Source organism: Paraburkholderia sp. FW306-2-2C-D06C (assembly GCF_058781505.1).
Window position 1 is genome coordinate 48,660 of record NZ_JBYSWU010000048.1, and the last position, 16,091, is coordinate 64,750.

Sequence of the window (16,091 nt, forward strand, 5' to 3'; positions counted from 1 at the left end):
GCACCTCGTAGCGGAAGGTGCACGGCGGCGGGCTTTCGCGTTTAGCTGACCCGGTTCACCACCAGGTCGGCCAATTCGGCAAGACGCTGTGCGCGCGCGCCAAACGGCGCGATCGCAGCGTGAGCGTCGGTGCGCAGTTGCGCTGCGAGCGCACGCGACGCGTCAAGCCCGATAATCGACACGTAGGTCGGCTTGCCGTCCTTCGCGTCTTTACCTGCTGTCTTGCCGAGCGTCGCGGAATCGGTCGTCACGTCGAGAATATCGTCGACGACCTGAAACGCGAGCCCGACTGCGGCCGCATACGCGTCGAGCGAACACATGGTGTCCGCGCCCGGCGTTTCGCCCGCCAGCGCGCCCATGCGCACTGCGGCACGCAGCAAGGCGCCGGTTTTTAGCCGGTGCATCGTTTCCAGTTGCGCACGCGTCAGCGTGTGGCCGACGCTCGCCAGGTCGATTGCCTGGCCGCCGCACATGCCGATCGAGCCGCTCGCGAGAGCCAGCTCCCGCACCAGCGATGCCTGCTGCGCCGGGGTCAGAACATCCGACGTCAGCGCAATGAAAGCCTGCGATTGCAGCGCGTCGCCAACCAGCAATGCCGTCGCTTCATCATATTTGACATGTACCGTGGGCTTGCCGCGGCGTAGCGCGTCGTCGTCCATGCACGGCATGTCGTCGTGCACGAGCGAATAGACGTGAATCATTTCCAGCGCCGCCGACGCCGCGTCGAGGCATTCGGCGCGCGCACCGGTCAGCTCGCCGGCCGCATGGCACAACAGCGGGCGAACCCGCTTGCCGCCGCCCAGCACCGCATAGCGCATGGCTTCGTGCAGTTTCGCCGGCTCGGTCGCTTCCGTCGGCAAATAATGTTCCAGTGCCGCTTCAACGCGTTCAAGCGCCGAGCGCGTCCATTGTTCGAATGTCATAGGTCGTCCCCGCTTTCTGTAGCGGCTGTGCCTGCGCTATTCACGGGCAGCGGCTTGAGCGTCTCGCCATCGAGCACGCGCACCTGCTGCTCGACCTTCTCGAGCTGCTGCTGGCAAAACGCCACGAGCGCCGCGCCGCGCCGGTAAGCGGTAAGCGATTCTTCGAGGCTCAGACTGCCGCCTTCCATTCGCGCGACCAACCCTTCCAGCTCCGCCTGAGCCGCCTCGTAGCTCTCGGGCAGCGGCGTGGTGTCGACGCCTTCAGCAGGCGCGGCGGCAGTATCCTTCGATGCGGTCTTCGCCATGAATAGTCGCAAAATTAAAACAAGTCGGACATTCTACGGCAAAAGCGACATTTCCGATCCGCTCGCCGCCCCGCTCCCCCCGCCTTTGGCCTCCGCGCCCGGCCCTCAGTCTCGCAGAAAAATATCTGTAGGTCTGCGGCGAAAACCGCGAACTTCCTTGACATTTTTGACCCAAATCAGTCACTTAAGCGCCCCAAGGAGGGGGAAACAGGTATAATCTCGGGCTCCCTAAATCGAATCTTCGATGGTTGGGTTGTTCACTGCTTTCACGTCTTCATCGGGAGTGGGAATGTCCAATCTGAGCAATGCATTGCAGTTGCGGTCTGTTCACAGCCAGCTGCCAGTCACGGCTTACTTTGACGAAGCGCTTCTAACGCGCGAAATCGAAACCCTTTTCAAGAAAGGTCCACGCTACGTCGGGCACGAACTCATGGTGCCGGAAGCGGGGAATTATTTTGCCTTGCCCAGCGAGAGCGAAGGGCGTGTGCTCGTCCGTAACCAGCAGTCGCAAATCGAATTGCTGTCGAACGTGTGCCGCCACCGGCAGGCCATCATGCTCAACGGCCGCGGCCAGACGGAGAACATCGTCTGCCCCTTGCACCGCTGGACGTACGACCTGAACGGCCAGCTCCTCGGCGCACCGCATTTTGCGGATAACCCTTGTCTGAATCTCGGCGGCACGCCATTGCAGAACTGGCAGGGTCTGCTGTTCGAAGCGCAGGGGCGCGACGTCGCCCGCGATCTGGCGCGGCTCGGCACCCGGCAACACTTCGATTTTTCGGGCTTCATGTTCGATCACGTCGAAGTGCACGAGTGCAACTACAACTGGAAGACCTTCATCGAGGTCTATCTGGAGGACTATCACGTCGCACCGTTCCATCCTGGCCTCGGCAGCTTCGTCAATTGCGACGATCTGGCGTGGGAATTCGGCGACTGGTACAGCGTGCAGACGGTCGGCGTGCACAAGGACCTCGAACAGCCGGGCAGCCCGACCTACCGCAAATGGCACGATGCCGTGCTGCGGTTCCGCGACGGCCAGCCGCCCGAGTTCGGCGCCATCTGGATGGTGTACTACCCGGGCATCATGATCGAGTGGTATCCGCATGTGCTGGTGGTGTCATGGCTGATTCCGCGCGGTCCGCAGAAAACCACCAACGTGGTGGAGTTCTATTACCCTGAGGAAATCGCGCTGTTCGAACGCGAATTCGTCGAAGCCGAACGTGCCGCCTATATGGAAACGGCCTGTGAAGACGACGAAATCGCCGAACGGATGGACGCAGGCCGCCGCGCGCTGATGGAGCGTGGCGAATCGCAGGTCGGCCCGTATCAGAGCCCGATGGAAGACGGCATGCAACACTTCCACGAGTTCTTGCGGCGCGAATTGGGCGCGATCTGAGCCGCGACCGGTCTGCGTGCGGTCTGCGCATGATCCGGTTGGCGCGCGGTAAGCTTGAAAGCATGGAAAGACGGGCTTCGGCCCGTCTTTTTTTGTTTAGACTAACAACATGTTCCGGCCATCAGCGAACGGCGCCAAACCGCCGCGCCAGCGCCGCAATCGCCCGATCAGGAGACGTCATGCCCCACACTCACTACACCACTCTGATTTCCGCAACGAATCTCGCGGAACGGCTTGCCGCTGCGCCGGGCAGCGTGTTCGTCGTCGATTGCCGCTTCGATCTGGCCGACACCGACGCGGGCGAAAAAGCCTATACGGCCGGGCATCTGCCCGGCGCCCACTATCTGCACCTCGATCGCGATCTGTCAGGGCCCAAGACGGGCACCAACGGCCGCCATCCGCTGCCGGACCGCGCGCGCCTCGTGGAAACGCTCGAGGCGCGCGGCCTGAAGCAAGGTCAACAAGTGGTCGCCTATGACGCGCAAGGCGGCATGTACGCCGCTCGTGCCTGGTGGCTGCTGCGTTGGCTGGGGCACGATTCTGTTGCGTTGCTCGACGGTGGATTGCCAGCCTGGCAGGCCGCCGGTCAGCCGCTGACGCAAGACGCGCCGGCGCAGAACACCGGCGACTTCAAAGCCGCAGCGCCGCTCTCCGTGACGATCGACGCCCAGGCGGTCGAGCGCAATCTCGGCACGCGGGAGCGCGTCGTGGTCGATGCGCGCGCACCGGATCGCTATCGCGGCGAAAACGAAACGCTCGACCGCGTCGGCGGCCACATTCCCGGCGCGCTCAATCGCTTTTTCAAGGACAACTTCACCGCGGATGGCCGCTTCAAGCCGGCACACACGCTGCGCGAGGAGTTCCATGCGCTGCTGGCCGATACGCCGCCGGAGCACGTCGTGCTGCAATGCGGCTCGGGCGTGACGGCATGCGTCAACGCGCTCGCGATGGAGATCGCCGGCATGCACGGCGCGGCGTTGTACGCGGGGTCGTGGAGCGAATGGACTTCCGATCCGGCGCGGCCGGTTGCCACCGGCCCGAATCCATAAGCGGAGTACGGGACCGTTAGTAAAAAGGCCGTTGCCGCGGAAAAGCGGCAATGGCCTTTCTCATTCTTCGAGCCCAACGCATCGGCTCCCGGCTATGCGGCGCTCAATCGGAGTCTCGAACCGGGGCGAACAAGCGCGTGCCTTCACGCGACGCCATGCTGCTTGAACCACATCAACGCGCGGCGCCAGCCATCCTCGGCATCGGCCTTTTTGTAACTCGGCCGGTAGTCCGCGAAAAACGCATGGCCCGCGTCGTCGTACACGACGAATTGCGAACCGCGGCCCGCCTGCGGACCTTGGGCGATGGCCTGCTTCATCTGCTCCAGCGTGTCCTGCGGGATGCTTTGATCCTGGCGCCCGTATAGGCCGAGCACCGGCGCATGCAGATTCGCCACTTGATCGAGAGGATTGGCCGGCGTTATCGAGTTCTTCTCGCCCGTGACACGCCCATACCAAGCCACAACCGCCTTCAGCCGCGGATTGTGCTCGGCATACAGCCACGCAATCCGGCCGCCCCAGCAGAAGCCATTCACACCGAGCCGATTCAGATCGCCTCCATGCTCGCCGGCCCATGCGACGGTCGCGTCGAGATCGGCCAGCGCCTGCTCGTCCGGTACCTTGTCGAGGATTTCCGCGCTGAGCTGCTGGATGGTCGGGTACACCGACGGATCACCCTGGCGGACAAACAGGTCCGGCGCGATCGCGAGATAACCCAACTTGGCAAAGCGCCGGCAGACGTCGGCAATGTGCTCATGCACGCCGAACGCTTCATGGATAACGATGATCACCGGCAAGTGCGTCTTGCCCTTCGGCTGCGCGCGATAGGCGGGCACCAGCGTATCGCCGGATCGCACGCCAACCTCGCCGGCCTCGAGGCCCTCGCTATCGGTATGGATGGTTTGCGCCGACACCGGCAACACGGCTGCGGCAAAACCGGTGCCGAGCGCGGCCTTGATGAAGGTGCGTCGATTGAACGGAACGTGCGGGACCAGACTGTCGATGTCAGGTTTCAGCATGCGGCGCCTCGGGTGAAAGTTGGAGGCAACAGGATACGCTTCACGCGCATCCTGTTGCACAACCGCCCTGCCAGCCCTCAGTGCAGCTTGACCCGCGGCAGCGTGGTGCGGCGCAGCCAGTGCGCGAAGGTATCGAGCACCATCCGTGCATAGCCGTGCAGCGCGGCGATATGCAGCCGGTAAAGCGACATGTACATGAAGCGCGCGAACAACCCCTCGATCAGCATATTGCCGCCGATTACGCCGCCCATCAGATTACCGACCGCGCTGAAATGTCCGAGCGACACCAGCGAACCGAAGTCGCGATAGGTGAATTCCGGCAGCGGCTTGTTCTCGAGCCGGGCCGCGAGCGCCTTCATCAGGAAGCTCGCCTGCTGGTGAGCGGCTTGCGCACGCGGCGGCACGTTGCGCTCGTTGCCGGGCCATGGACATGCCGCGCAATCGCCGAGCGCGAAGATGTTGTCGTCGATTTCGGTTTGCAGCGTGCGGCGTACGGTGAGCTGCCCGAGGCGATTGACCGGCAAGCCGTCGAGCTGGCTCAGCACAGCGGGCGCCTTGATGCCCGCTGCCCACACGGTCAGATCGGCACGCACCGTTTTACCGCTCGCGGTGCGGATGAGGCCGGGCGCGACTTCCGCCACCGTCTCGCCGATCATCAGCTTTACGCCGAGCTTCGTGAGCAATTCGGCGGTGGCCGTCGAAACACGCTCCTGCAAGGCCGGCAAAATGCGCGGCCCCGCTTCGATCAGCACGATGCCGACGTCGTGCCGCGGATCGAGCTTATGCAAGCCGTACGCGGACAACACCTGCGCCGTATTGCGCAACTCAGCGGAGAGTTCGACGCCCGTCGCACCGCCACCGACGATCGCCACCTGGATGCGCGGCTCGCTGGAAAGCGGCGTGCCGGATTCCGACTCGACGGGCTCATGCACCTGATGCTCAGCCCGCATGCACGCCGCGATCAGCCGTTTGCGGAAGCGCTCAGCCTGGCTGACCGTGTCGAGCGCCAGGGAAAACTCAGGCGCACCCTTCACACCAAAGAACGCCGTCGTGCTGCCGATGGCGATGATCAGCGTGTCGTATTCGAGCTCGCGCACCGGCAGCAATTCGGCGCCGTCGTCGTCGAGCACGATGCTGAGCGTCAAACGCCTGTTCGTCCGGTCGAGACCGGTCAGCTCGCCCTGTTGAAACTCGAAGCCATGCCAGCGCGCTTGCGCCGCGTATTCGAGCTCCTGCGTGAACGGGTCCATACTGCCGGCCGCGACTTCATGCAACAGCGGCTTCCAGATATGCGTTGGATAGCGATCGACGAGCGTTACCTGTGCCTGCGGACCGCCCTTGTTCTTATGCGGCGCATAGCGGTCGCCTAAGCGCGTCGCCAGTTCCAGCCCCCCCGCGCCCCCGCCAACGACGATAAAACGATGCATTGAACTCTCCGTGTTTGCCGATGGTTGTGCGTCGAGACGGCGCGCGTGAAAAGCGCGCCGCCTGTCAGCGATTGTCCACGAGCAGCACGGGTTGTCACAAGCCGTCAAAACGCATGTGTGACATGCGCACGACGATATCGCGTTCCGTCACACGCACGTCAATGCGCTTCTTCCCAGTTCAAGCCGGCGCCGACTTCGGCGACCAGCGGCACCTTCAGCGCGGCCACACCGCACATCAGCTCCGGCAAGCGCTTGCGTACCTCGGACAATTCGCTGTCAGGTACCTCGAGAATCAGTTCGTCGTGCACCTGCATGATCATGCGCGTGCCGACCTTCGATTCCTCGAGCCACTTCTGAACCGCGATCATCGACAGTTTGATCAGGTCGGCGGCGGTGCCTTGCATCGGCGCATTGATGGCGGCGCGCTCGGCGGCCTGCCGGCGCGGACCGTTGCCGCCGTTGATCTCCGGCAGCCACAGGCGGCGGCCGAACACGGTTTCCACATAGCCCTTGGCCTTCGCGCTCAGACGCGTTTCGTCCATATAACGCGCAACACCCGGATACCGCGCGAAGTAGCGGTCGATGTAAAGCTTGGCGGCATCGCGCGTAATGCCGAGGTTCGACGCGAGGCCGAACGAGCTCATGCCGTAGATCAAGCCGAAGTTGATCACCTTGGCCACGCGCCGCTGATCGCTCGAGACTTCGAGCGGCGTCACGCTGAAAATTTCCGCGGCAGTGGCGCGGTGAATGTCTTCGCCTTGCGAGAACGCGCGCAGCAACGATTCATCGCCGGAGATGTGCGCCATGATGCGCAACTCGATCTGCGAGTAGTCGGCGGAGACGAGCTTGTGGCCCGGCGGCGCAATGAACGCCTCGCGAATCCGGCGGCCCTCGCCGGTGCGTACAGGAATGTTCTGCAAGTTCGGATCGTTCGACGCCAGACGGCCTGTCACCGCCACCGCCTGCGCATAGTTCGTATGCACGCGGCCGGTTTCGGCGTTGACCATGCGCGGCAGCTTGTCCGTATAGGTGGACTTCAGCTTCGACAAACCGCGATGTTCGAGCAGGATCTTCGGCAACGGATAATCTTCGGCGAGCTTTTGCAGCACTTCTTCGTCGGTGGACGGCGCGCCGCTCGGCGTCTTCTTGACCACCGGCAATTCGAGCTTCTCGAAGAAAATCTGACCGATCTGCTTCGGTGAACCCAGATTGAATTCGCCGCCTGCCAGCACGTAGGCTTCGCTTTCGAGCTGAATCAGACGCGCGGCGATTTCGCTGCTTTGCTGACGCAGTTTCTCCGCGTCGATCAGCACGCCGGCGCGCTCCATCTTGCGCAATACGCGCGAAGTCGGCACCTCGATGTCGCGATAGACGTAGTCGAGCGTCTTCTCCGCGGCCACTTGCGGATACAACGCCTGATGCAGACGCAACGTGATATCGGCGTCTTCCGCTGCGTATTCCGCGGCCTTGTCCAACGCCACTTCGTCGAAGCCGATCTGTTGCGCGCCCTTGCCCGCCACTTCCTCGTACTTGATGGTCTTGACGCCGAGATGGCGCAGCGCGAGGCTGTCCATGTCATGCGTGCGATGCGATTCGAGCACGTACGATTGCAGCAGCGTGTCGTGTTCGATGCCGCGCATTTCGATGCCGTAGTTCGCCAGCACCTGCTCGTCGTACTTGACATGCTGGCCGACTTTCTTTTGCTCATCGCTCTCCAGCCACGGCTTGAGCTTCGCGAGCACTTCGTCGCGCGGCAGTTGCACGGGGGCGTCCGGCCCGCGATGCGCGAGCGGCACATAAGCCGCACGCCCGGCTTCGACCGAGAGCGACAAGCCGACGATTTGCGCGGTCATCGGATCGAGCGACGTGGTTTCCGTATCGAAGGCGGTCAGCTCGGCCGCGTTGATCTTCTCGAGCCACGCGTCGAACTGTTCCCACGTCTGCACGGTGTCGTAGTGACGTTGGTCGTCCACCGTGAGCGCCGGCGGCACGTCGGTCTCAGGACCTTCCACTGCGTCCGCGACTTCCACTTCGCGCAGCCAGGTCTTGAAGCCGTAGCGCGTGAACACGTCGCGCAGTTCCTCGCGCGACTCCGGACGGCTCTCCAGGCTTTTCTCGATCGACACGATATGGCCAGTCAGATCGCAATTGCGCTCGACGGTAACGAGTTTTCTCGCCATCGGCAGAAACTCGAGCGCACGGCGCAGATTGTCTCCTACCGCGCCTTTGATCTCGTCCGCATGGGCGACGATGCCCTCGAGCGAATCGTATTGCGTGAGCCATTTGATCGCCGTCTTCGGCCCGCACTTCTCGACGCCTGGCACGTTGTCGACGGTATCGCCGATCAGCGACAGGTAGTCGATTATGCGCTCCGGCGGCACGCCGAATTTGGCGAGCACGCCGGCGCGGTCGAGCGTTTCATTGGTCATCGTATTGATGAGGGTGACATGATCCGTCACGAGCTGAGCCAGATCCTTGTCCCCAGTCGACACGATCACGTTCATGCCGCGTTTTTCAGCCGCGGTGCTGAGCGTGCCGATCACGTCATCGGCTTCCACGCCGTCGATCATCAGCAACGGCCAGCCGAGCGCGCGCACGGCGACGTGGATCGGTTCGATCTGACGCGAGAGCTCGTCCGGCATTGAAGGACGATTCGCCTTGTAGTCGGGATACCAGTCGTCGCGAAACGTTTTGCCCTTGGCGTCGAACACGCACGCGCTATACTCTGCTGTGACTTCCTTGCGCATGCGGCGCAGCATGTTGATCATCCCGTAGAGCGCACCCGTCGGGCCACCCTCGGGTCCGCGCAGATCAGGCATCGCATGGTAGGCCCGGTACAGATAACTCGAACCGTCGACCAATAGCAGGGTCTTACCTTCTAGGCTTCGTTCTTCAGGCATTATGACTAAGAGAAAAGTGATTCCGAGTCTGCGATCACTCGCAGATCAAGAGCGCGCAACGGCTAAGAAGGCCCGCGCATCGTGGCAGATGTTCACGATTATGGCAGAGTTTATCGAGGCGACCGAGTACCTCTCGGAGATTCGTCCCGCTGTCAGCATCTATGGTTCAGCGCGCCTGAAACCGAACTCGCCGTACTACAAACTGGCCACGCAAATCGCGCGCAAGCTGTCGGACGCCGGCTTCGCGGTGATCTCCGGCGGCGGCCCCGGCATCATGGAGGCAGCCAACAAGGGCGCACATGGGGGCAAGGCGCCGTCGGTGGGTTTGAACATCGAACTGCCGCACGAGCAATCGGGCAATCAGTGGCAAGACATCTCATTGCGGTTCCGCCATTTCTTCACGCGCAAGGTCACGTTCGTGAAGAACTCGGATGCGGTGATCGTGATGCCGGGCGGCTTTGGCACACTGGATGAACTGGCCGAAGTCCTCACGCTGATTCAAACCAAGAAATCGCGCCACGTGCCGATCATTCTGGTGGGCGCCGAGTTCTGGGAAGGCCTGCTTGCGTGGTTCAGCAACGCGCTCACGCCGATGGGCCTGATCAATCCGACGGACATGGACTTGATGCAGGTGATCGACGATCCGGACCAGGTGCTCGAAGCGGTGTTGAAGTTCTACGAAGACCGCGAAGAAGCCGAGCCGCATCCGGCCAAGTCGGACGAAGACCGGATGTTCTATCTGTGATCTCCCGTACCGCGTGAGATAGCGCGATACGGGTCGATACGGGTCGGCACAGGTCGACGCGAGCTAACGGGCGGCGTCCATGCCGCCCGTTTCCGTTTCATCGGCCTGATCGCCTTGCGCTTGCAACCATTCGCAGAACTGCGCCACCAACGGCGCCTCTGCCACCTCGCGTCTTGCGACCCACCAATAGCCGCGTGCATCGATACGCGGACCCGGCAGCGGCACCACGAGCCGTCCCGATGCCAATTCGTCCGCGAGCAACGGCAACGGACCGAGCGCCACGCCGAGCCCGTCCACCGCAGCCTGCAATGCCAGATAGAAGTGATCGAACGACTGCTTCTTCCGGCATTTCGCCGTCACGCCTGCTGCCGACAACCAATTGCTCCACGCTTCGGGCCGCGTGTCCGAGTGCAGCAGCACGTGGCGCGCGAGATCGTCAGCGACATTGATCGGCGAGCGTTGCAACAACGCGGGACTGCACACCGGAATCTCGCTCTCGGCGAGAAAATGGCCGCTCACGCAGTTCGGCCAGTGAGCCGGCCCGCGCCTCACGGCAACGTCGAAACTGTCCAGCGTTTCGACCGGCGCGTTCGAGGTCGATAAGCGCAGTTCCACGTTGGGTGCCTTGCGCTGGAACTGATTCAGACGCGGCAGCAGCCATTTCATTGCGAAGGTGGGCAACGCGTTCACCCGCAGCACACGGACGACGCCCGTGTCGCGCAATTGATCGGTAGCGAGCGCGATGCTGTCGAACGCGGCCTGCACGGTCGCCAGATAGCGGCGGCCGTCTTCGGTCAGACGCACACGCTTGCCGCGGCGATGAAAAACCTGCACGCCGAGCCACGTTTCGAACGCGGCGACTTGCCTGCTGATTGCACCGTGCGTCACATGCAATTCGTTCGCCGCCGCGCTGAAGCTTTCATGCCGTGCAGCGGCCTCGAAGGCGCGCAGCGCCGGAAATGGTGGAAGGTTACGGGCCATGCTTGTGATTCTAGATCACAAGCACGCGCTCAAAAATCGTTTTGTGCGCCGAGGGTTCGGCGCTAACCTCCAGAACATGAACTGGAAGGCTAGCGATATGGACCACAATCTCACTTCGTCCGAACCCGCACAGGCGCCCGCGCCGACGCTGCGGGAAATCTTCGGCGGCTTTCTCGGCCTCGGGCTGATCTCGTTCGGCGGTGCGCTGCCGCTCGCGCGGCGCGCGGTGGTCGAACGGCGCCGCTGGCTGACTGCCGCGGAATTCACGGACCTGCTCGGCCTGTGCCAGTTCTTGCCGGGCGGCAATGTGATCAATCTCTCGGTAGCGATCGGGATGCGCTTTCGCGGCCTGCCCGGCGCGCTCGCCGGCTTGCTGGGTCTGATTGCCGGACCGTCGCTGGTGGTGATCGGCCTTGGCGTGCTGTACGAGCACACGCAAGACGATCCACATGTCCGGCACCTGTTCGCCGGTCTCGCCGCGGCGGCGGCCGGTCTGCTGGTCTCGATGGCCGCGAAGATCCTGCTGCCGTTGCGGGATAAGCCGATGGCGGCGCTGATCGCGGCGCTCGGGTTCATTGCCATCGCAATCATGCGCCTGCCCCTTCTGCCGACGATGCTGGTGCTCACGCCGCTCAGCATCTACATAGCGTCGAGGACCGCACGATGACCGATACGCTCATTTCACTCGCCATCATTTTCAGTCAGCTGTCGCTAATCGCATTCGGCGGCGGCAATACGATTCTTCCGGAGATGCAGCGTCAGGTGGTGGACGTGCATCACTGGATGCCGGCCAGCGAATTCAGCGCGCTGTTCGCGCTCGCGCAAGCCGCGCCGGGGCCGAATCTGATGATCGTGACGCTGGTCGGCTGGCATGTGGCCGGCTGGGCCGGGATGCTGGTGAGTTCGGTGGCGAAGTTCGGGCCGTCGTCGATCGTGACGATTCTCGCGCTGCATGCGTGGGACCGATTCAAGGACCGCCCGTGGCGGCGCTATGCGCAGGCCGGATTGGTGCCGGTGACTGCCGGCATTGTCGCGGCGAGCGCGGCCTTAATCGCCGAAGCGTCGGATCCGACGGCGATTGCGTGGGCGATTACCGCAGCCACCGCGGCGCTGGCGTTGAAAACGCGCATCCATCCGTTATGGCTGCTGGCGGCCGGCAGCCTGATCGGGCTGACGGGCTTCGGGCAGTTCTAGACTGCGAGGCCAAGGCGACCGGAACCGACGCTCGCCTTGGCCTCGAAAAGCCCCCGTTTACTGAAACGCCACCTCAGCAAAAACTGCGCAGCTTGCTTGCGCATATTTCTTATTAATCAATAGATTGCGCAACTTTGTCTAACTTAACTAAACTCGCTACTTTCAAACCCAATTTGACACGGTTATTCTGTGTTTTATTGATGCAAGTTAGACAGCGTTGTTCGCCTCTTAGACGTTGCGCGAACACTGCTTTCGGAGTTTTACCGGCGCACTATAGGCCCTTATAAATCAAAGCCTTACGCATCTCACCAACTGCAAAACCAAGGCTGTACAAGGTCAATCAAGGGCAATCCAGCTCACTCAAGCTGCAATTTAGCTGCACAGCCGGAAGAGCATCGTCGCCCGTCTGGCGATAGCTCGACCACGCTCGTGTCGGCCCATTAGCTCGCCCCACCTCTACTGACTTTTCCGCCATTTATCCGGGCTGCCCTTCTTCGTTTCCCGAACACGTTCGACCGCAGGTGGCGCGCCACCGCCCAACTCCCTAGCCCGCTTGATCGCCTCTGCCTGCGTCGGAAGGACATCGCTTGCCCTTTGCGAATTCGCCTTTCTAACCGCATAGTCGCCTTGCTTGCGCCGCTCGACAAAATATTTGTCTTCAGCCATCTAATCCCCCTTCTCGCCCGACTCGTCGCCCGCAAACGAGACTTACGTTCTTGAAAACGCGTGAACACCAGCTGGCGTATTCTGCCCCTTAAATTGATTCGGCGCGTCAAGTGGATGCCCCTTCACCTCCTCTATAATGAGCTGGCAAATATAGAGGTCCGGCTTTAGCAGAAGGCTTTGCACCCCGAGATTAATTATTTCTAGCGTAATAGTACCTTTAAAGCCCGCGTGAATCGTCGGCGCAGTAAAATGCACCAAGATGCCACACCGCGCCAAAGAGCTTCTACCTTCAACCCGTGCGCTATACGACAAACCTTTTCGACTTTTATTCAAGGAGAAATCTACCGTCTCGCACGTTTTGGCCAAAACCAACCTCTTAGGATCAAGAGAATATGGTTGGCTATGAGATATTTTTACTGATTTCCCATGTTTCATAATATGCTGCCCTATTCCGCCGATCGTCAGATCGAGTTGGAATGGAAGCACTGACTGGTCCGGCTCAAAAATTTCATCTGCCAGTCTTAAATCGACTGCGCTTGTATTAAACGGCGGTTTGGTCGGATCAGTACCGGCAAGCGGTGTTATTGAGAAACAATTCGCCTGAATACAATTCAAAATTTCCACGTTGCTTAAGATCATGATTCACTCCAGAGGCAGTTCAATCCATCTGGCACCCGTCTCAAGCGTCTCCACAGGCAACATGACCACGTCGACTTCACGTACCCTATGCCTCTTAGCGAGAGGCAATTTGAGTACACCCAACTCCTCCGTCTTTTGAACTAAAAGCGACTTATCCACAAAGAAACTTACGGTGGAACCATCGGCAACAGCCAGCGAAGCCAAAACCTCGTTTGAAAACATACCCGGTCCGGTCTTAACGACCACATCCCGTTCTTCCGCAATATCGCTATGCATAGCTGCCCCCGACGCGTGATGAGATTTTTTTCGGAGAACGTCCCCATTACTAGCTCATGCTAGGTCATTTTGGGGTTAGCGCAAGACTTTTTGATCTGCTTGGGCCATCGTTTGTCATCATAGACACGTTTCTTACGTATTACCTGCTAATGTGTTTACGGTCCTATTCCCCTGTTGCTCGATATTCGCGAAGGGACAATGATCGGGCTTTTCTGGGCAATCACCGGGAGCGTCATCGCTTGCATCGTCACCTGCGCTTGGCACATGGTACCCCCGAAGCATGGCATTACCTCACCCACAAAAGGTCGACAATTACAGACCGTCCTCGGATCGGTTGTGCTTTCGAGCGCGCTCACCGGCTACGTCAACAAACGCATATCGTGAACAAACGCGGCGATCCCAGCATAGCTGGCATCAAACAGCATTTACGTGCATGAAAACGCACGATTCCCACGCACCCCACAACGCCCGGAAACCCACGTCACAAGGGCCGGCAGGCCGAGCGACTGATTGCATTAAAACCGTCCTGTCAAGCGGAGCCCGCAGGCGGGGAGGGGACTGCAAAAAAGCATCGCCGGTGCCCAAACGCTGCATTTGTATAAGTTCACCGTAAGATTCATCTCTTAATCAGCTACGACTTGACACTTTCAGGTACATTTACGTGCTTAAAGATCGCATGCGGGGATAGAGAGACCATGGAATATCAGCACTATTCGATCAGAAAAATGCTCGACGCGGTTGTGAGCGGGGAGATCCGGATTCCTGCTTTCCAGCGAGGCTTCGTATGGGAAATGGACCGCGTTGCCTACTTGCTCGACAGCATCTACAAAGGCTATCCGTTTGGCTCTCTCCTCTTCTGGCGTACCAAGCAGCAGTTGACGACGGAGCGGAGTTTGGGCACGTTCACACTGCCCTCCCCTCAGGTCGACTATCCGATCGACTACGTACTTGACGGTCAGCAGCGTCTGACGTCGATCTTCACGGTGTTCCAAACGGAACTGGTGGCTGAAGCCAATCCCGACTGGGCAGACATCTACTTCGACCTTGACGCGAGTGACAACGCTCAAGACAGTGTTTTCGTCGCGATCTCGGACGGTGATGAATGCGATAAGAATCGCTACTTCCCGATGAATGTTCTATTTGACTCAGTGAAATACCGTGCGAGTACTGAGCATCTAAAGCCGGACCAGATCGCGCTCGTTGATAGGCTTCAAGAGAAATTCAAAGAGGTTTCGATTCCGGTGCAGGTGCTCAAAAGCGAAGACCGTTCAATCGTCGCGATTGTCTTCGAGAGAATCAACCACCTTGGAGTCGCTCTCGACACCTTGCAACTTCTATCTGCATGGACGTGGAGCGATGACTTCGATCTCCTGGAGAAATTCAAGGAACTGCGTGAGGAACTTTCAGACTTTGGCTTCGCTGGCGTCGGCGACGATGCCGACTTAGTGTTGAGTTGCGTGGCTGGAATTCTGACGGGGGAGCCAGGGCCTGAGAAGTTGCTGGACTTGAATGGTGCCGAAGTAAGGGCGCAGTTCTCTACCGTCGAAAATGGGATTCGCGGAGCAATCGATTTTCTCAGAACACAACTCAAAGTCGTCCATTTGAAGCTCCTGCCATACCCATCGATGCTAGTCCCGTTGGCGGTTTTCTTCGCTGAGCCGGATGGTAAGGAGGTGCTCTATGGAGGGCAGACGTATCAAGCAATCAAGCGTTGGTTCTGGCGTACTTGTTTTTCCGCGCGATACACGAGCCAGACCCGGAAAACAACCATCAATGATATCGAGCAGATGGTGAAACTGAAGTCTGGGCAGACGAACACGTTGGACAACATCGACGTTACGGTAAAGCCGGAGTTCTTTCAAAGCTCGTTCCGGGTTGGTGCGGCAGCGACGAAAACCTTCGTGTTGCTGTTGGCAAACAACGACCCGCGAAGTCTTCTCTCTGGAAAGAACATCGAACTTGACAAGGTATTACAGCGCTACAACCGATCAGAGTTCCATCACATCTACCCGCGGGCATTTCTGCGAGAGATTGGCGTTTCTGACACGGAAATTAACGTGCTCGGAAACTTCTGCTTCCTCAGCGCAGCAGAAAACAAAAACATTGGCCGAAAGCGGCCCTCAGCGTACCTGAACGACCTTGTCGGCGACGACGAAGCACGTACTTCTACACTCGCGACGGCGTTTTGCCTCGATAGCGAATTCAACGACGACTACCATTCTTTCCTGACCGCTCGATCCGCTCGGCTTGCCGAGTTCGCGAACAAGCTGATGGTTTGATGTTCCGTTCGAACGTCTCGCAGTGTCGCTCACTGCCCTTGCAGACAGCGACGAAAGGGCGGCTTTAGACTGCCATATGTTGGGCGCGCTCGACGCGCCCAATTGCCCTCTTTGACATGCGCCCCGCGGGACGAATCTTCCGTCGCCTACCCGACGGCTTTCGGTGTCTTGATCGAATAAGGATTGAAGCGCACAACCTCATCACCGATCCAGTCATTGAGCGTAAGCACTCGATGAGTACCGTCACGATTGACGTTGACGCGCGAGAGGCTTGGCTGCTAGCGAACGGGATCGA

Annotated in this window: 15 protein-coding genes; 6 read left to right on the forward strand and 9 right to left on the reverse strand. The window is 60.2% G+C overall.

Annotation, left to right across the window (positions count from 1 at the left end):
• Nucleotides 1-41: 41 nt before the first annotated feature.
• Both AC3WLT_RS28410 and AC3WLT_RS28415 read right to left on the reverse strand, forming a co-directional pair.
• Complete coding sequence (locus AC3WLT_RS28410) at nt 42-923, reverse strand: polyprenyl synthetase family protein (protein WP_492594987.1); 882 nt, start codon at nt 921-923, stop codon at nt 42-44.
• A complete protein-coding gene (locus AC3WLT_RS28415) occupies nt 920-1,228 on the reverse strand; it encodes an exodeoxyribonuclease VII small subunit (protein ID WP_492594988.1) in 309 nt (102 codons plus the stop codon). Before AC3WLT_RS28415 ends, AC3WLT_RS28410 begins: the two co-directional genes overlap by 4 nt.
• A 289-nt stretch (nt 1,229-1,517) precedes the next feature.
• Between AC3WLT_RS28415 and AC3WLT_RS28420 the strand changes: the two genes are divergently transcribed.
• A complete protein-coding gene (locus AC3WLT_RS28420; RefSeq protein ID WP_492594989.1) occupies nt 1,518-2,624 on the forward strand; it encodes an aromatic ring-hydroxylating oxygenase subunit alpha in 1,107 nt (368 codons plus the stop codon).
• A gap of 179 nt (nt 2,625-2,803) precedes the next feature.
• Entirely contained in the window at nt 2,804-3,673 is an 870-nt protein-coding gene (locus tag AC3WLT_RS28425) for a sulfurtransferase (protein ID WP_492594990.1), read from the forward strand.
• Between the two features lie 143 nt (nt 3,674-3,816).
• Here AC3WLT_RS28425 and AC3WLT_RS28430 read toward each other — a convergent pair whose 3' ends face one another.
• The 3 genes from AC3WLT_RS28430 to polA form a co-directional block, all read right to left on the reverse strand.
• Nucleotides 3,817-4,689 carry a dienelactone hydrolase family protein gene (locus AC3WLT_RS28430; protein ID WP_492594991.1) on the reverse strand — a complete coding sequence of 291 codons (873 nt, stop codon included), beginning with the start codon at nt 4,687-4,689 and terminating at the stop codon, nt 3,817-3,819.
• Between the two features lie 77 nt (nt 4,690-4,766).
• The gene (locus tag AC3WLT_RS28435) at nt 4,767-6,116 is read right to left on the reverse strand and encodes an NAD(P)/FAD-dependent oxidoreductase (RefSeq protein ID WP_492594992.1); all 1,350 of its coding nucleotides are present in this window, start codon (nt 6,114-6,116) and stop codon (nt 4,767-4,769) included.
• 158 nt (nt 6,117-6,274) lie between these two features.
• A complete protein-coding gene (gene polA / locus AC3WLT_RS28440) occupies nt 6,275-9,016 on the reverse strand; it encodes a DNA polymerase I (RefSeq protein WP_492594993.1) in 2,742 nt (913 codons plus the stop codon).
• 1 nt (nt 9,017) lies between these two features.
• Here polA and AC3WLT_RS28445 point away from each other — a divergent pair, with 1 nt between their 5' ends.
• Nucleotides 9,018-9,761 (forward strand): LOG family protein, encoded by a 744-nt coding sequence (locus AC3WLT_RS28445; RefSeq protein WP_492594994.1) that lies wholly within the window; start codon nt 9,018-9,020, stop codon nt 9,759-9,761.
• Nucleotides 9,762-9,824: 63 nt separating this feature from the next.
• On the opposite strand, the gene AC3WLT_RS28450 is transcribed toward AC3WLT_RS28445, so the two are convergent.
• Nucleotides 9,825-10,742, reverse strand: a complete 918-nt coding sequence (locus tag AC3WLT_RS28450) for a transcriptional regulator GcvA (RefSeq protein WP_492594995.1) — start codon at nt 10,740-10,742, stop codon at nt 9,825-9,827.
• 97 nt (nt 10,743-10,839) lie between these two features.
• Between AC3WLT_RS28450 and AC3WLT_RS28455 the strand changes: the two genes are divergently transcribed.
• Together AC3WLT_RS28455 and AC3WLT_RS28460 are read left to right on the forward strand one after the other, a co-directional pair.
• The gene (locus tag AC3WLT_RS28455) at nt 10,840-11,409 is read left to right on the forward strand and encodes a chromate transporter (protein WP_492594996.1); all 570 of its coding nucleotides are present in this window, start codon (nt 10,840-10,842) and stop codon (nt 11,407-11,409) included.
• On the forward strand, nt 11,406-11,936 hold the full coding sequence (locus AC3WLT_RS28460; protein WP_492594997.1) for a chromate transporter: 531 nt from the start codon (nt 11,406-11,408) through the stop codon (nt 11,934-11,936). Before AC3WLT_RS28455 ends, AC3WLT_RS28460 begins: the two co-directional genes overlap by 4 nt.
• 456 nt (nt 11,937-12,392) lie before the next feature.
• On the opposite strand, the gene AC3WLT_RS28465 is transcribed toward AC3WLT_RS28460, so the two are convergent.
• From AC3WLT_RS28465 to AC3WLT_RS28475, 3 genes are read right to left on the reverse strand one after another with little or no spacing between them, the layout of a single operon-like run.
• A complete protein-coding gene (locus AC3WLT_RS28465) occupies nt 12,393-12,602 on the reverse strand; it encodes a DUF2188 domain-containing protein (protein ID WP_492594998.1) in 210 nt (69 codons plus the stop codon).
• 42 nt (nt 12,603-12,644) lie between these two features.
• Nucleotides 12,645-13,241: a dCTP deaminase gene (locus AC3WLT_RS28470; RefSeq protein WP_492594999.1), complete on the reverse strand. Its 597-nt coding sequence runs from the start codon at nt 13,239-13,241 to the stop codon at nt 12,645-12,647.
• 3 nt (nt 13,242-13,244) lie between these two features.
• Nucleotides 13,245-13,517, reverse strand: coding sequence for a hypothetical protein (locus AC3WLT_RS28475; protein WP_492595000.1), 273 nt, complete (start codon nt 13,515-13,517; stop codon nt 13,245-13,247).
• A gap of 695 nt (nt 13,518-14,212) precedes the next feature.
• Here AC3WLT_RS28475 and AC3WLT_RS28480 point away from each other — a divergent pair.
• Nucleotides 14,213-15,796 carry a GmrSD restriction endonuclease domain-containing protein gene (locus AC3WLT_RS28480; protein ID WP_492595001.1) on the forward strand — a complete coding sequence of 528 codons (1,584 nt, stop codon included), beginning with the start codon at nt 14,213-14,215 and terminating at the stop codon, nt 15,794-15,796.
• Nucleotides 15,797-16,091 lie beyond the last annotated feature (295 nt).

What these genes read in the sequence shown, in the direction of transcription:
- AC3WLT_RS28475 (WP_492595000.1), bottom strand. Translation starts at nt 13,517, where the DNA reads ATGCATAGCGATATTGCGGAAGAACGGGATGTGGTCGTTAAGACCGGA.
- AC3WLT_RS28415 (WP_492594988.1), bottom strand. Translation starts at nt 1,228, where the DNA reads ATGGCGAAGACCGCATCGAAGGATACTGCCGCCGCGCCTGCTGAAGGC.
- AC3WLT_RS28435 (WP_492594992.1), bottom strand. Translation starts at nt 6,116, where the DNA reads ATGCATCGTTTTATCGTCGTTGGCGGGGGCGCGGGGGGGCTGGAACTG.
- AC3WLT_RS28450 (WP_492594995.1), bottom strand. Translation starts at nt 10,742, where the DNA reads ATGGCCCGTAACCTTCCACCATTTCCGGCGCTGCGCGCCTTCGAGGCC.
- polA (WP_492594993.1), bottom strand. Translation starts at nt 9,016, where the DNA reads ATGCCTGAAGAACGAAGCCTAGAAGGTAAGACCCTGCTATTGGTCGAC.
- AC3WLT_RS28460 (WP_492594997.1), top strand. Translation starts at nt 11,406, where the DNA reads ATGACCGATACGCTCATTTCACTCGCCATCATTTTCAGTCAGCTGTCG.
- AC3WLT_RS28480 (WP_492595001.1), top strand. Translation starts at nt 14,213, where the DNA reads ATGGAATATCAGCACTATTCGATCAGAAAAATGCTCGACGCGGTTGTG.
- AC3WLT_RS28455 (WP_492594996.1), top strand. Translation starts at nt 10,840, where the DNA reads ATGGACCACAATCTCACTTCGTCCGAACCCGCACAGGCGCCCGCGCCG.
- AC3WLT_RS28470 (WP_492594999.1), bottom strand. Translation starts at nt 13,241, where the DNA reads ATGATCTTAAGCAACGTGGAAATTTTGAATTGTATTCAGGCGAATTGT.
- AC3WLT_RS28425 (WP_492594990.1), top strand. Translation starts at nt 2,804, where the DNA reads ATGCCCCACACTCACTACACCACTCTGATTTCCGCAACGAATCTCGCG.
- AC3WLT_RS28465 (WP_492594998.1), bottom strand. Translation starts at nt 12,602, where the DNA reads ATGGCTGAAGACAAATATTTTGTCGAGCGGCGCAAGCAAGGCGACTAT.
- AC3WLT_RS28430 (WP_492594991.1), bottom strand. Translation starts at nt 4,689, where the DNA reads ATGCTGAAACCTGACATCGACAGTCTGGTCCCGCACGTTCCGTTCAAT.
- AC3WLT_RS28410 (WP_492594987.1), bottom strand. Translation starts at nt 923, where the DNA reads ATGACATTCGAACAATGGACGCGCTCGGCGCTTGAACGCGTTGAAGCG.
- AC3WLT_RS28445 (WP_492594994.1), top strand. Translation starts at nt 9,018, where the DNA reads ATGACTAAGAGAAAAGTGATTCCGAGTCTGCGATCACTCGCAGATCAA.
- AC3WLT_RS28420 (WP_492594989.1), top strand. Translation starts at nt 1,518, where the DNA reads ATGTCCAATCTGAGCAATGCATTGCAGTTGCGGTCTGTTCACAGCCAG.